Origin of the sequence: Carboxydocella thermautotrophica (genome assembly GCA_003054495.1) — a bacterium.
In the GTDB taxonomy this organism is placed as follows: domain Bacteria; phylum Bacillota.
In genome coordinates, this window is the sequence record CP028514.1 from 328,012 (window position 1) to 341,026 (window position 13,015).

Sequence of the window (13,015 nt, forward strand, 5' to 3'; positions counted from 1 at the left end):
TTTTGACAACGCAACTGAATATGCAGGAGCTGGAGGCCATGACTCTGCAGGAGCTGTACAAGGTGGCCCGGGAACTGGAGATTCCCGGATACCGGCAGCTGCGCAAAAAAGAGCTGGTCTTTGAGATTTTGAAAGCCCGTACCGAAAAGGATGGGCTGCTGTTCGCCCAGGGAATTCTGGATATCCTGCCTGATGGCTACGGTTTTTTGCGTCCCTTCGCTTATACCCCCAGTTCCGATGATATCTATGTCTCCCCATCCCAGATTCGCCGTTTTGATTTGCGCACCGGTGACCAGGTGGCGGGCCAGGTCCGGCCGCCCAAGGAAAATGAACGCTTTTTTGCCCTTTTACGGGTAGAATCGGTTAATGGCTTTCCGCCGGAATCCTCACCGGAACGCTTGCCTTTCGATGCCCTAACACCCTTATACCCTGATGAGAGGCTGACTTTAGAAACCACTTCCGATAAACTGGCTTTACGCCTGATTGACCTGCTGGCCCCCATCGGTAAGGGACAGCGGGGATTGATCGTGGCTCCTCCTAAGGCAGGGAAAACTACGTTGCTGAAAGAAATCGCTAATGCCATTACTGCCAATCATCCGGAAGTGCATTTGCTGGTGTTACTCATTGATGAGCGGCCGGAGGAAGTCACTGATATGGAGCGCAGTGTCAAAGGGGAAGTGGTGGCTTCCACCTTTGATGAACCGCCGGAACATCATGTCAAGGTGGCAGAAATGGTGTTAGAAAGAGCGAAACGGCTGGTGGAACACAAAGAAGATGTAGTGATTTTGCTGGATTCCATTACCCGGCTGGCCCGGGCCTATAACGTGGTAGTTCCGCCCAGTGGCCGTACCCTTTCCGGTGGTGTAGATCCCACAGCTTTGCATAAACCCAAACGCTTTTTTGGGGCAGCCCGCAACCTGGAGGAGGGAGGCAGTCTCACCATCCTGGCTACGGCGCTGGTGGAAACGGGCAGCCGTATGGATGATGTGATTTTTGAGGAATTCAAAGGCACAGGCAATATGGAGCTGATTCTGGATCGCAAACTGGCGGAACGCCGGATTTTCCCGGCCATTGATGTCCAGCGCTCCGGAACCCGCAAGGAAGAGCTGCTGCTGAGCAAGGAGGAACTGGAGTTTGTCTGGAACCTGCGCCGGACTTCCAGCGGGGTGCCTTCCGCAGAAGTGGTGGAAAAAATGCGGGAATGGCTGAAAAAGTCCAGCTGCAATAAGGAACTGGTGGAGATGATCAAATGGGGATAAGGATGCTGGTAGCGGATGCCAGGGGACGGGTTATGGATATCCCGGGCTGGGGTATGGCCGGGCGCAGTGGCCGCTTTTTTACTGAGCCGCACCCGGAAGAAATGATACCCTTGCCACCGGGGGCCAGTCTGACGCTGTTGCCAGGCTGTCGTCCAGTGGGGGTGGACCGCCTGGGTAAAATTCGGGTCTATGAGCGCTATTATGCGGTAGCGGCCTTATTGCCTCAGGGTTATACCCGGACCTTATTGCCGGCTTATCAGCGGGTGGAAGGGGACAAGCCTTTACCGCTGCTGGGCTATACGGCGGTGGGCTGGGCCAAAGGCCGTTACTGGGTAGCAGCCAGCAAAACGGACCGGCCCCGGAAGTGGAATCCCCTGCTTTATAATACCCCTGACCTGGCGGAGCGGGTGGCCCGCATCCGGAAGGAACTGCCCCATAACCGTATTATCCGTCAGTTGGCCCGTTGTAGCCTGGATTATGGCTGTCTGACAGCCCAGAATATTTTCTACCGCCGCTGGGAAGGGGGAATTCCCGTTTCCCCGGCCTGTAATGCCCGCTGTGTAGGCTGTATCTCCCTGCAGCCAGCAGAATGTTGCCCCTCCCCGCAGGAGCGGATTGGTTTTTCGCCCACTAGAGAGGAAATTGTGGAAGTGGCCCTGCCCCATCTTCAACAGGCGGAAGGAGCAATTGTCAGTTTCGGCCAGGGCTGTGAAGGCGAGCCCAGTTTGGCGGCTCCTCTGATTGCGGAGGCAATCAAAGAGATCAGAACCCGAACCAGCCAGGGGACCATCAATATGAATACCAATGCCGGATATACCGAGGGTATTAGGCTGATAGCGGAAGCAGGAATCGATTCCCTGCGGGTAAGTCTAAACAGCGCTCAGCCCGACTGGTATCAAGCCTATTATCGCCCGCCCGGTTATACCCTGAGGGATGTGCGGGCATCCCTGAGCCTGGCGGCCAGGCAGGGGGTGTTTCTTTCCCTCAATTATCTGGTTTTCCCGGGGGTCAGTGACCAGAGAGCAGAGCTGGAAGCACTGGTGGAACTGGTCAAATCCACGGGCGTGAAGCTGATCCAGCTGCGCAATCTGAATATCGATCCAGACCTGTATTGTCAGCTGACCGGGGTGCAAGAACCGGGGATGGGGATGGTGGCTTTTCTGAAGGAGCTAAGGCGGCAATTGCCCGGGGTCAGCCTCGGCAATTTTTCCCGCCCTCTGCGCTAAAGCTCTTGTCACTCTCAGGGCCTTATGATATAATCTTAAAGGCGTAATTTTGGACTTCCCAGGAAAGAGGTGAATCGAGATGAAAGAAAATATCCATCCCAAATATCAGGAGACAACCGTAACTTGCGCCTGTGGTGCCAGTTTTGTTACTGGTTCAACCAAACCCGTTTTGCGGGTGGAAATTTGTTCTAATTGCCATCCATTCTTCACCGGGCAACAGCGTCTGGTGGATACCGGTGGCCGGGTAGACAAGTTCAAGAAAAAATACGGTCTATAAGCAGAAAAGAGGCAGAGCCTACGGCTCTGCTCTTTTCATAAATTTCTGCCGAACTAAAGGCGGTGTGTTTATGTCTAAAAAAGAATGTTTTCAATACGGTGGACAGGCGGTTATCGAAGGGGTAATGATGCGAGGGCCGCAGGAAATGGCCATCGCAGTCCGTTTGCCCGATGGCACTATTGAAGTAGAAAAACAGCAACTCTCTTCCTGGCTGACCAAATGGCCCTGGCTGAAATGGCCGGGCTTTAGGGGTGTGGTGGCATTGCTGGAGGCCCTGGTGGTAGGGACCCGGGCTCTGGCCTGGTCGGCCAGTAAAGCCATGCCGGAGGAAGAAGGGGAACTGAACACGAAAGAGCTGGTCCTGACCATTGCCTTTGCGCTGGGACTGGGGATTTTGCTGTTTGTTATCATCCCCACCGGAGCGGTGAAACTGGTGGAAAAATGGGTAACCACCCCGCTGGGACAGAATATAGCTGAAGGGGGACTGAGGATTGCCATTTTTCTGGCCTATATTGGCCTGATCTCCCGGATGAAGGATATTCAGCGGGTCTTTCAGTATCACGGGGCTGAGCATAAGGTAATTCACACCTATGAAGCCGGGCTGGAATTGACGGTGGAAAATGCCCGGGGCTTTTCTCCTTTGCATCCCCGCTGTGGCACCAGCTTTTTGCTGGTGGTAATGGTGGTGAGTATTTTTGTCTTTGCCTTTCTGGGCCATCCACCCAATCTGCTCTGGCGAATAGGCAGCCGCATTTTGCTAATGCCCCTGGTGGCAGCTATTTCCTATGAATTTATCAAGCTCTCAGGCCGCTATGGAGACCGCTGGTGGCTGAAATGGCTGGTAGCCCCTGGCCTGGGATTGCAGAGACTGACCACACGAGAACCAGATGACAGTCAGCTGGAAGTAGCTATCCATGCTTTAAAAGCCGTATTAAGAGGTGAAGAACATGCTGGATAAACTGCAAGCAATTGAAGAAAAATACCTAGAACTGGAACGGCTGATTGCCGATCCGGAAGTGATTGCCAACCAGAGCGAGTGGCAAAAACATGCCAGGGCCCATGCAGCTATGACGGAAATTGTTACCGTTTATCGGGAGTATAAAAAAGTGGTAGCCGGGATCGAGGAAGCCCGGGCCATTCTGGCCGAAAAAGGGGACCCGGAGATGATGGAACTGGCCAGAATGGAGCTGGATGAGCTTGAAGAAAAGCTGCCCGAGCTGGAACAGAGGCTCAAAATCCTGCTCCTCCCCAAAGACCCCAATGATGAGAAAAACGTTATTATGGAAATCCGCGCCGGAGCCGGGGGTGATGAGGCCGCTCTCTTTGCCGGGGACCTTTTCCGCATGTACACCCGCTATGCGGAACGCCAGGGCTGGCGGACGGAAATCCTGTCGGCTAATGAGTCGGATTTACGCGGGTTCAAGGAAGTCATTTTCCTGGTGGAAGGCCAGGGTGCCTATAGCCAGTTGAAATATGAATCCGGAGTACACCGGGTGCAAAGGGTACCGGTGACGGAATCAGGGGGTCGCATCCACACTTCTACTGCCACCGTGGCGGTTTTGCCAGAGGCGGAAGAGGTGGATGTGCACATCGATCCCAATGACTTGCGTATAGATGTGTTCTGTTCCAGCGGTCCGGGGGGACAGTCGGTAAACACTACCCAGTCGGCAGTGCGCATTACCCACATCCCCACCGGGCTGGTGGTCAGCTGTCAGGATGAAAAATCCCAGCATAAAAACAAGGAAAAAGCCCTGCGCGTCTTGCGGGCTCGCTTGCTGGAAATCGCCCAGCAGGAACAGCAGGCCAAACTGGCTGATGACCGCCGCAGCCAGGTGGGAACGGGCGATCGCAGCGAGCGCATCCGCACCTATAACTTCCCGCAGGGCCGGGTGACTGACCATCGCATCGGCCTCACCCTGCACAAACTGGATATGGTGCTGGACGGGGAATTGCAGGAGATTATCGATGCCCTGATAACAGCTGACCAGACGGAAAAACTAAAGAATATGGAGTAAGGTGACCGGGGATGACGGTAAAATTAGGGCAGGCGCTGCAGGATACAGTAAAGCAATTGCGAGCAGCAGGGGTAGAGGCTGCCCGGCTGGAAGCCGAACTGCTTTTGATGCGGATTACGGGTTTAAGCCGGGCCCAGCTCTGGACCCGGGAGGAGACGGTGCTCAGCCCGGTTCAGCGACAGGCGCTGACAGAGCTGGTGGCTGCCCGTTGCCAGCGCCGGCCGCTGGCCTATGTTCTGGGGGAAAAGGAGTTTATGGGCCTGGCATTTCGCGTTACGCCGGCGGTGCTGATCCCCCGGCCGGAAACGGAACTGCTGGTGGAACGGATTGTGGCCGATCTGTCTGACCACCCTGCTCCCTGGATCGCCGATGTGGGGACAGGCAGCGGTGCCATTGCTGTCAGCCTGGCGGTCTTACTACCCCGGGCCCGCCTCTGGGCTACCGACTACTCCGGGGAAGCCCTGACCGTGGCCCGCCTCAATGCCTGCCGTCACCGGGTAACGATACGCTGCAGCTGGCAGCAGGGGGATTTGCTGGGCCAGTGGCAGGCCACCCTGACCGAGCGCCTGGACTGGGTTGCTGCTAACCTGCCTTATATACCCCGCGGGGAACTGGGACAATTGCAGCCGGAAGTGCAGTTTGAACCGCGCCTGGCCCTGGATGGAGGCGAGGATGGCCTGGATTTGTACCGCCGTCTTTTGCCCCAGGCCTGGCGGGCGCTCAAGCCTGGCGGCAGGCTGGGCATGGAGATCGACTGCCGCCAGGGGGCAGCCCTTTCCGCTCTGTGTCGGGAGGTGGGCTGGCGGGAAGTAGAAATCGTCAAGGATTATGCCGGTCTGGACCGGTTTGTACTGGCCCGCAAACCGGAAAGGGAGGGGTAGGTGCATGGATACGCTTTGGTTAAAACCGGAAGAAATTTCTGTGGCAGCCCGGTTGTTACGGGAAGGTCAGCTGGTGGCCTTTCCTACGGAAACAGTCTATGGTCTGGGGGCCAATGCCTGGTCGGAAGAGGCTGTTGCCGGTATCTTTCTGGCCAAAGGCCGGCCTCAGGACAACCCTCTGATCGTACATATTGCCGGGCGGGCCCAGGTGGAGACTCTGGCGGCAGACATCCCTCCGGAGGCAGAAAAACTGATGGAGCGCTTCTGGCCGGGGCCGTTGACCCTGCTCTTTCCCAAAAAGGCGGAAGTGCCGGAACTGGTCTGTGCTGGCCTGGAAACGGTGGCCATCAGGCAACCGGCCCATCCCCTGGCGCTGGAGTTGATCCGGCAGGCCGGGGTGCCGCTGGCGGCCCCCAGTGCCAATCTTTCCGGGCGCCCCAGCCCTACCTGTGCTGAGCATGTCTGGGAGGATCTGGCGGGCAGGATTGCTGCCATTCTCGATGGGGGCCCGGTGGGAGTCGGGGTGGAGTCTACGGTAGTGGACCTGTTAGGACCGGAACCCATGATCCTGCGCCCGGGAGGGATTACCAGGGAGGAACTGGAAGAGGTGCTGGGACGGCCGGTCCTGCTGGATCCGGCCCTGCTGGGGGCAGAGGAACGGCCTCGTTCGCCGGGGATGAAGTACCGCCATTATGCTCCTGCAGCTCCTCTGGAAGTGCTGGACGGGCCGGAGCGGGAGTTGATCTGGCAGACCATCTTGCAGGAGGCCACTCCCGACACGGGTTTACTCCTTAGTGAGGAAGGGGCAGCCTATCTGGCTGGTCGCTGTCCCGGCCAATTCCTGGTTCTGGCTCCTCTGAACCAGCCGGAAAAGGCAGCCCAGAGGCTGTATAGCGCTTTGCGCACCATGGACAAGGCCGGGGTTAAGCGCATCCTGGCCGAGGCCTGGCCCCGGCAGGGTCTGGGGCTGGCCCTGATGAACAGGATGGAAAAAGCGGCAGGAGGACAATGCCGCCGGGTGGAGGTGCAGTAGGATGAGTAAAATTCTCTTCGTCTGTACAGGCAATACCTGTCGCAGTCCAATGGCTGAGGCGCTGGCTCGCGCCCTCTGGCAGGAGGCGGGAATAGAGGCGGAATTCCTCTCCGCTGGCCTGGCGGCCTGGGGGGAAAACCCGGCCAGTCCGGAAGCTCAGAAAGTGATGGCTGAAAAGGGTCTGGATCTATCTGAACACCGCTCCCGCAGTTTAACGGCGGAAATGGTGGCGGAAGCGGATCTGGTGCTGACCATGACCAGGGGCCATCGGGATTTAATCATCGAACGCTGGCCCCAGTTTGCCCATAAAGTCCACACCCTCTGGTATCATGCCCGGGGGGAAGATCGGGATGTTCTCGACCCCTTTGGCGGTACGGTGGAAGAGTATCGGCAGGTGGCCGGGGAAATTGAAGAGCTGCTAAAAAGGATTCTGGAGCAGGAAAAAGGCGTTTAATGTAGAATTATTGGAGGTGGTCTGATGAAAATCGCAATCGGCAGTGACCATGGCGGCTTTTTTTTAAAGGAGGAAATCAAGCGCCTGCTGGAAGAGTTGGGCCTGGAATATCAGGACTTTGGCTGTCATTCTCCGGAATCGGTGGATTATCCTGATATTGCTGAGGCTGTAGGGGAGGCAGTGGCCCGGGGTGAATACCCCAGGGGCATTCTCATCTGCGGTACCGGCATCGGCATCAGCATTGCCGCCAACAAAATTCCAGGGGTACGGGCTGCCCTCTGTCATGATACTTTTTCAGCCCGGGCCACCCGGGAGCACAATGATGCCAATATCCTCTGCATGGGGGAAAGGGTCATCGGGTTTGGACTGGCCCGGGAGATCGTCAAAACCTGGCTGGAAGGTTCCTTTGCCGGAGGCAGGCATCAGCGCCGGGTGGACAAGATCAGGCAACTGGAACAAAAACACAGCAAATAAGGCAGACAGGTAAGGGGGAAAGGTGATGAGGAAGTTTTTGCCACAACAGGATCCTGAGGTTTTTCGCGCCATTGAACTGGAATTAAACCGGCAAAGGAGCAAGATTGAGCTAATCGCTTCGGAAAACTTCGTCAGCCCGGCGGTTTTAGAGGCCCAGGGTTCGGTACTGACCAACAAATACGCGGAAGGCTATCCGGACAAACGTTACTATGGCGGTTGTGAATATGTAGATATTGTGGAAAAACTGGCCATTGAGCGGGCCAAGCAGCTTTTTGGTGCTGAGCATGTCAATGTTCAGCCCCATTCCGGCGCCCAGGCCAATATGGCTGCTTATTTTGCCTTGCTGGAACCGGGGGATACGGTGCTGGGCATGAACCTGGCTCATGGTGGGCACCTGACCCATGGCAGCCCGGTCAATGCTTCCGGTAAGCTGTATAATTTCGTTGCTTACGGGGTGGAACCCGATACCGAAAAAATCAATTACGAGAAAGTGTTTGCCCTGGCTTTTGAACACAAGCCCAAACTGATAGTGGCCGGGGCCAGTGCCTATCCGCGGGTAATCGACTTCGTTCAGTTGCGGGAAATCGCCGATGAAGTGGGCGCGCTGCTGATGGTGGACATGGCCCACATAGCCGGCCTGGTGGCGGCAGGTCTGCATCCCAGTCCGGTGCCCCATGCCCATGTGGTGACAACTACCACCCACAAGACCCTGCGGGGACCAAGAGGTGGCCTGATTCTCTGTCAGGCTCGCTTCGCCCAGGCTATTGATAAAGCGGTATTCCCCGGTATGCAGGGTGGACCGCTGATGCATGTCATTGCCGCCAAGGCGGTGGCACTGGGTGAGGCCTTGAAGCCCGAATTCAAAACCTATCAGGAACAGATTATCAAAAATGCCAGAGTGCTGGCTGAAGCTCTGATGGCCAAAGGCTTCCGCCTGGTCTCAGGGGGTACGGATAATCACCTGATGCTGGTGGATGTACGCAATTTTGACCTGACCGGCAAGGAAGCGGAGCACCTGCTGGATGAAGTAGGCATAACCGTAAATAAAAATGCCATCCCCTTCGATCCGGCCAGTCCCTTTGTTACCAGCGGTATCCGCATCGGTACGCCAGCGGCTACCAGCCGGGGCTTCAAGGAAGAGGACATGCGGGAAATAGCGGAAATCATTTATCTGGTGCTCAGCCGCAAGGGTGATGAACAAGCTCTGGCGGAAGGACGGGCCCGGGTCAATGCCCTGTGTGCCAAATACCCCATGTACCCTGAACTGGGATAAGGGATAGAGGAGGAATTGATTGTGGCGAAAGTGCATGTGTTTGACCATCCCCTGATTCAGCACAAGCTCACCTATATCCGGGACAAGCGGACCGGTTCCAAGGAGTTCCGGGAACTGGTGGAAGAGGTAGCCATGTTGATGGCCTATGAAGTAACCCGGGACTTACCTCTGGAAGAAGCGGAAGTGGAGACCCCGGTGGGCCCGGCCAAAACCAAAGTGCTGGCAGGCAAGAAGCTGGGAGTAGTCCCCATTTTGCGGGCCGGGCTGGGGATGGTCAACGGTGTTCTGAAACTGATTCCGGCAGCCAAGGTAGGACATATTGGCCTCTACCGGGATCCGGAAACTTTGCAGCCGGTGGAATACTATTGCAAGCTGCCCACTGATGTGCCGGAACGGGATCTGATTGTGATTGATCCCATGCTGGCCACAGGAGGTTCCGCTGCTGCAGCCATTACATTCCTGAAGGAAAAAGGGGCGAAGAACATCAAACTGATGTGCCTGATCGCCGCTCCGGAAGGGATTAGAACTGTGCAGGAAGCTCATCCCGATGTGGACATTTATGCTGCTGCCGTGGATGAAAAGCTGAATGACCACGGCTACATCGTCCCTGGTCTGGGTGATGCCGGTGACCGCCTCTTTGGCACCAAGTAGGGGGGAGTGAAGATGAATCGTCCCTCCTGGGATGAATATTTTATGGAAATAGCCCGGACGGTGGCCAGCCGCTCCACCTGCCTCAGACGGCAGGTGGGGGCGGTCATCGCCCGGGATAATCGTATTTTAACCACCGGCTACAATGGCGCTCCCCAGGGCCTGCGCCACTGCCTGGACCGGGGGGGCTGCCGGCGGGAGCAGCTGCAAATCCCCTCCGGAGAACGGCATGAACTCTGTCTGGCTGTACATGCCGAGCAAAATGCCATTATCCAGGGAGCCCTGCATGGTGTGGAACTGGCAGGGGCTACCCTTTATGCTACCACTCAACCCTGTGTCCTCTGCGCCAAGATGCTGATCAATGCCGGTATCCGCCGCATCGTTTTTCTGGGGGATTATCCCGATCCCTTTGCCAGAGAATTGCTGGCGGAAGCTGGAGTGGAGCTGTGCCGGCTGAAGGAGGAAAAACTATGACCCAGCAGGTAGATTTCAAGGAAATTCGCCTGCCCCGCTTGCGCGGACTGGATAAGGTAACTCTGGAAAGCACTTTGATCAAGCTGGCGGAGGAACTGGGGGAACTGGCCCAGTATATCGGCAAGTTTCGCGGCCTCAATGGGGAAAATATCGAGAAACAGGAAGCCGAGGTGCTGGATGGGCTGACCTCGGAATTGCTGGATGTGGCCCAGACCGCCATCACCATGATGTATGTGCTGGAAGATACCTATGGCGTGGATATTGCCGCCAAAGTTGAGCAACATATAGATAAACTCCAGCGCAAAGGATATCTCCACAAAAAATAGGAGTGAGAAGGCTTGAAAAAGGTAATGCTAATATTCGGGACCAGGCCGGAGGCCATTAAGATGGCACCTCTGGTCAAGGAATTGGCCCGAGCGGAAGGGATACAGCCCCTGGTGGCGGTAACGGCCCAGCATCGGGAGATGCTGGACCAGGTACTGGAGCTGTTCGGGATTGTGCCGGACTTTGACCTGAATATTATGCAGGCCGGGCAGACTCTCTATGATATTACCGCCCGGGCCATCAAAGGCCTGGAAGAGGTGCTGGCCCAGGCCCAGCCTGATCTGGTGCTGGTCCATGGGGATACTACCACCACCTTTGCGGCCGCTCTGGCGGCTTTTTATAAGCAAATTCCTGTCGGGCACGTGGAGGCCGGCCTGCGCACCGGGAACAAATACTCTCCCTTTCCGGAGGAGATGAACCGGCGACTGGCCGGTGCCATTGCCGACTGGCATTTTGCTCCCACTGCCACCAGTGAACAGAACCTGCTGCGGGAAGGGATACAGCCGGAACGGATTTTTGTTACAGGTAACACGGTAATCGATGCCCTGCTGCAGACGGTAAAGGATGACTATCGCTTCCATGATGAGCAACTGGCAGCTATCCCCTTCAATCAGCGCCGGGTGCTGCTGGTGACTACCCACCGGCGAGAAAACTGGGGTGAGCCCTTGCGGCAGGTTTACCTGGCCCTGCGCCAGCTGGTGGAGGAATTTTCCGATGTGGAAGTGGTTTTCCCGGTCCATAAAAACCCTGCGGTACGTCAGGTGGTGGAGGAAGTATTAGGAGGGGTGGAACGGGTTCATCTGGTCGAGCCCCTGGATTATGAACCCTTTATTAACCTGATGGCCAGGTCTTACCTGGTGCTGACTGATTCCGGGGGGCTGCAGGAGGAAGCTCCCAGTCTGGGCAAACCGGTGCTGGTCCTGCGGGATACCACCGAGCGGCCGGAAGCGGTGGTGGCAGGGACAGTACGGCTGGTCGGTACTGACCGGGAGCGGTTGTATGCCAATGTGAAGGAACTGCTTACCGTTCAGGAGGCGTACCAGCGCATGGCCCAGGCGGTCAATCCATACGGTGACGGGCAGGCATGCCGGCGAATTAAACAAGCAATTGACTGGATTTTCGGTTTTTCCGACCAAAAACCTGCAAAATATGACTATTCAGTATAATTGTATAAAAAAAAGTCCAAAATTTCTTCGTCTGGAAAAAGGATTTTTCGCAATTACATAGAATATTATTGCTTGGTAATATCGGGTCAAAAAAGGACCCTCGTCGAGCGCCGACCCGTCCGGGAGGCAAAAGCATGGCTGAAAATGGCAATTGGCAGGATGTGAAGGCCCTTGGTGTGATCATGTCTCTTGGCGGTACTATAGCTGGAGGCGTACTGGTAGGCTTCTGGCTGGGCCGCTTTCTGGACAAGAAACTCCATACTGAGCCCTGGTTGACGGTAGTCATGCTCTTAGTAGGGATAGCAGCTGGTTTTAAAGCAGCCTATGATACCATGACCACCGTTCGGAAGGGGGATGAATGATCCCCGTGCTAACCGATCTTTATCACAGCAAAGGTAAACGCAATTTAGGGTTGCTGTTAGGCCTGATAGCTGTCATCTTACTTGCAGGCGGAGAGCGGTTGGCAGCATTGGGCTTCTTTTTTGGCTTTCTTGCTGGCTGGCTCAATTTGCTGGCTCTGCAGTGGTCATTAGGCCGGGCCCTGAATTTAAAAGGGGCAGGCTGGGTAAAGATTTATGTTTTTCTCTCCTACACCCTCCGCTGGTTAGCCCTGGGAGCGGTGACCTATGGAGTGATATCTGCAGGAGGTCGCAAGGCTGGGATAGCCTTTTTGCTGGGGCTGGCAGCTCTAAAGCCTTTGTTCTTTTTCAATTTTAGAGAGGTAAGAAATATCAGGAAAAAGGAGGTGGATGAGGATGTTCGGTAGTGCTGAAGCTCTTTTTCACATCGGCCCCCTGGAAGTAACCAAGTACACAGTAACAGCCTGGGGAGTTATTGCGTTACTGGGCCTGATCAGCTGGTTAGGGACCAGGAACATGCAAAAACAACCATCAGGTCTGCAGAATGTGCTGGAGCTGTTTGTAGAAGGGTTGTACAACTTCTTTGAGGGCATGCTGGGCCCGGAACGGGTAAAACGCTATTTTCCGCTCCTGTGCACATTCTTCCTATTTATCCTAACCTCGAACTATGTGGGGCTGTTGCCGTTGTCCGGCCATGAAGGGCCCTATATTCCGCCGACAGCTACCTTGAGTACCACGGCGGCTCTGGCAATCATTGTTTTCTTTTCTACCCATATTTTCGGGATGATGACCCATGGAATCGGTTATTTCAAACATTTTGTTCAGCCCATGGCCTTTATGCTGCCACTGAATATTGTCGAAGAAATCGTCCGCCCGGTCTCGCTGGCCATGCGTCTTTACGGGAATATTTTCGGGCACGAGCTGGTAGTAGGTACTTTGCTGGCTTTGGCTCCCGCCATTGTTCCCGTGCCGATGCAGCTTTTAGGGGTTTTGACAGGGGCTATCCAGGCTTTCGTCTTTACCCTGCTGGCTGCCAGCTACATCGGTGGTGCTACCGAGAAGCACCACTAACGAGGTTCGAAGTTCGAGGTTCGAACTTTGGGCAGTAATCCTAAGCCTATAAACCAATGAGGCTGTTTAGAAGCGAGTATG

The 13,015-nt window shown here is 55.7% G+C and carries 17 protein-coding genes; all 17 read left to right on the plus strand.

Annotation, left to right across the window (positions count from 1 at the left end; all coding sequences use genetic code 11):
• Window positions 1–20 precede the first annotated feature (20 nt).
• The 17 genes from rho (at window position 21) to atpB (ending at window position 12,934) form a co-directional block, all read left to right on the plus strand.
• The gene (gene rho / locus CTH_RS01670) at window positions 21–1,259 is read left to right on the plus strand and encodes a transcription termination factor Rho (RefSeq protein ID WP_174183007.1); all 1,239 of its coding nucleotides are present in this window, start codon (window positions 21–23) and stop codon (window positions 1,257–1,259) included.
• On the plus strand, window positions 1,250–2,485 hold the full coding sequence (locus CTH_RS01675; protein ID WP_079933521.1) for a radical SAM family protein: 1,236 nt from the start codon (window positions 1,250–1,252) through the stop codon (window positions 2,483–2,485). Before rho ends, CTH_RS01675 begins: the two co-directional genes overlap by 10 nt.
• 79 nt (window positions 2,486–2,564) lie before the next feature.
• Window positions 2,565–2,762: a 50S ribosomal protein L31 gene (rpmE, locus tag CTH_RS01680; protein ID WP_078666140.1), complete on the plus strand. Its 198-nt coding sequence runs from the start codon at window positions 2,565–2,567 to the stop codon at window positions 2,760–2,762.
• A gap of 70 nt (window positions 2,763–2,832) precedes the next feature.
• On the plus strand, window positions 2,833–3,720 hold the full coding sequence (locus CTH_RS01685; RefSeq protein ID WP_078666139.1) for a DUF1385 domain-containing protein: 888 nt from the start codon (window positions 2,833–2,835) through the stop codon (window positions 3,718–3,720).
• Window positions 3,710–4,777, plus strand: coding sequence for a peptide chain release factor 1 (gene prfA, locus CTH_RS01690; RefSeq protein WP_078666138.1), 1,068 nt, complete (start codon window positions 3,710–3,712; stop codon window positions 4,775–4,777). The genes CTH_RS01685 and prfA overlap by 11 nt, the downstream gene beginning before the upstream one ends.
• 11 nt (window positions 4,778–4,788) lie before the next feature.
• Window positions 4,789–5,658 (plus strand): peptide chain release factor N(5)-glutamine methyltransferase, encoded by an 870-nt coding sequence (gene prmC, locus CTH_RS01695; protein ID WP_107752827.1) that lies wholly within the window; start codon window positions 4,789–4,791, stop codon window positions 5,656–5,658.
• A gap of 4 nt (window positions 5,659–5,662) precedes the next feature.
• Entirely contained in the window at window positions 5,663–6,691 is a 1,029-nt protein-coding gene (locus CTH_RS01700) for an L-threonylcarbamoyladenylate synthase (protein ID WP_078666136.1), read from the plus strand.
• A 1-nt stretch (window position 6,692) separates the two neighbouring features.
• On the plus strand, window positions 6,693–7,145 hold the full coding sequence (locus CTH_RS01705) for a low molecular weight protein arginine phosphatase (protein ID WP_107752829.1): 453 nt from the start codon (window positions 6,693–6,695) through the stop codon (window positions 7,143–7,145).
• Window positions 7,146–7,169: 24 nt separating this feature from the next.
• Entirely contained in the window at window positions 7,170–7,619 is a 450-nt protein-coding gene (gene rpiB / locus CTH_RS01710; protein ID WP_078666134.1) for a ribose 5-phosphate isomerase B, read from the plus strand.
• Window positions 7,620–7,644: 25 nt separating this feature from the next.
• Entirely contained in the window at window positions 7,645–8,892 is a 1,248-nt protein-coding gene (locus tag CTH_RS01715; RefSeq protein WP_078666133.1) for a serine hydroxymethyltransferase, read from the plus strand.
• Window positions 8,893–8,913: 21 nt separating this feature from the next.
• The gene (gene upp / locus CTH_RS01720; RefSeq protein ID WP_078666132.1) at window positions 8,914–9,543 is read left to right on the plus strand and encodes a uracil phosphoribosyltransferase; all 630 of its coding nucleotides are present in this window, start codon (window positions 8,914–8,916) and stop codon (window positions 9,541–9,543) included.
• A 12-nt stretch (window positions 9,544–9,555) separates the two neighbouring features.
• On the plus strand, window positions 9,556–10,014 hold the full coding sequence (locus CTH_RS01725; RefSeq protein WP_078666131.1) for a deoxycytidylate deaminase: 459 nt from the start codon (window positions 9,556–9,558) through the stop codon (window positions 10,012–10,014).
• On the plus strand, window positions 10,011–10,340 hold the full coding sequence (locus CTH_RS01730) for a MazG-like family protein (protein ID WP_078666130.1): 330 nt from the start codon (window positions 10,011–10,013) through the stop codon (window positions 10,338–10,340). Before CTH_RS01725 ends, CTH_RS01730 begins: the two co-directional genes overlap by 4 nt.
• Before the next feature lie 12 nt (window positions 10,341–10,352).
• Window positions 10,353–11,504: a non-hydrolyzing UDP-N-acetylglucosamine 2-epimerase gene (gene wecB, locus CTH_RS01735; protein ID WP_107752830.1), complete on the plus strand. Its 1,152-nt coding sequence runs from the start codon at window positions 10,353–10,355 to the stop codon at window positions 11,502–11,504.
• A 134-nt stretch (window positions 11,505–11,638) separates the two neighbouring features.
• Window positions 11,639–11,866 (plus strand): AtpZ/AtpI family protein, encoded by a 228-nt coding sequence (locus CTH_RS01740; RefSeq protein ID WP_107752832.1) that lies wholly within the window; start codon window positions 11,639–11,641, stop codon window positions 11,864–11,866.
• The gene (locus CTH_RS01745; RefSeq protein ID WP_107752834.1) at window positions 11,863–12,270 is read left to right on the plus strand and encodes an ATP synthase subunit I; all 408 of its coding nucleotides are present in this window, start codon (window positions 11,863–11,865) and stop codon (window positions 12,268–12,270) included. The genes CTH_RS01740 and CTH_RS01745 overlap by 4 nt, the downstream gene beginning before the upstream one ends.
• The gene (gene atpB, locus CTH_RS01750) at window positions 12,260–12,934 is read left to right on the plus strand and encodes a F0F1 ATP synthase subunit A (protein ID WP_078666126.1); all 675 of its coding nucleotides are present in this window, start codon (window positions 12,260–12,262) and stop codon (window positions 12,932–12,934) included. Before CTH_RS01745 ends, atpB begins: the two co-directional genes overlap by 11 nt.
• Window positions 12,935–13,015 lie beyond the last annotated feature (81 nt).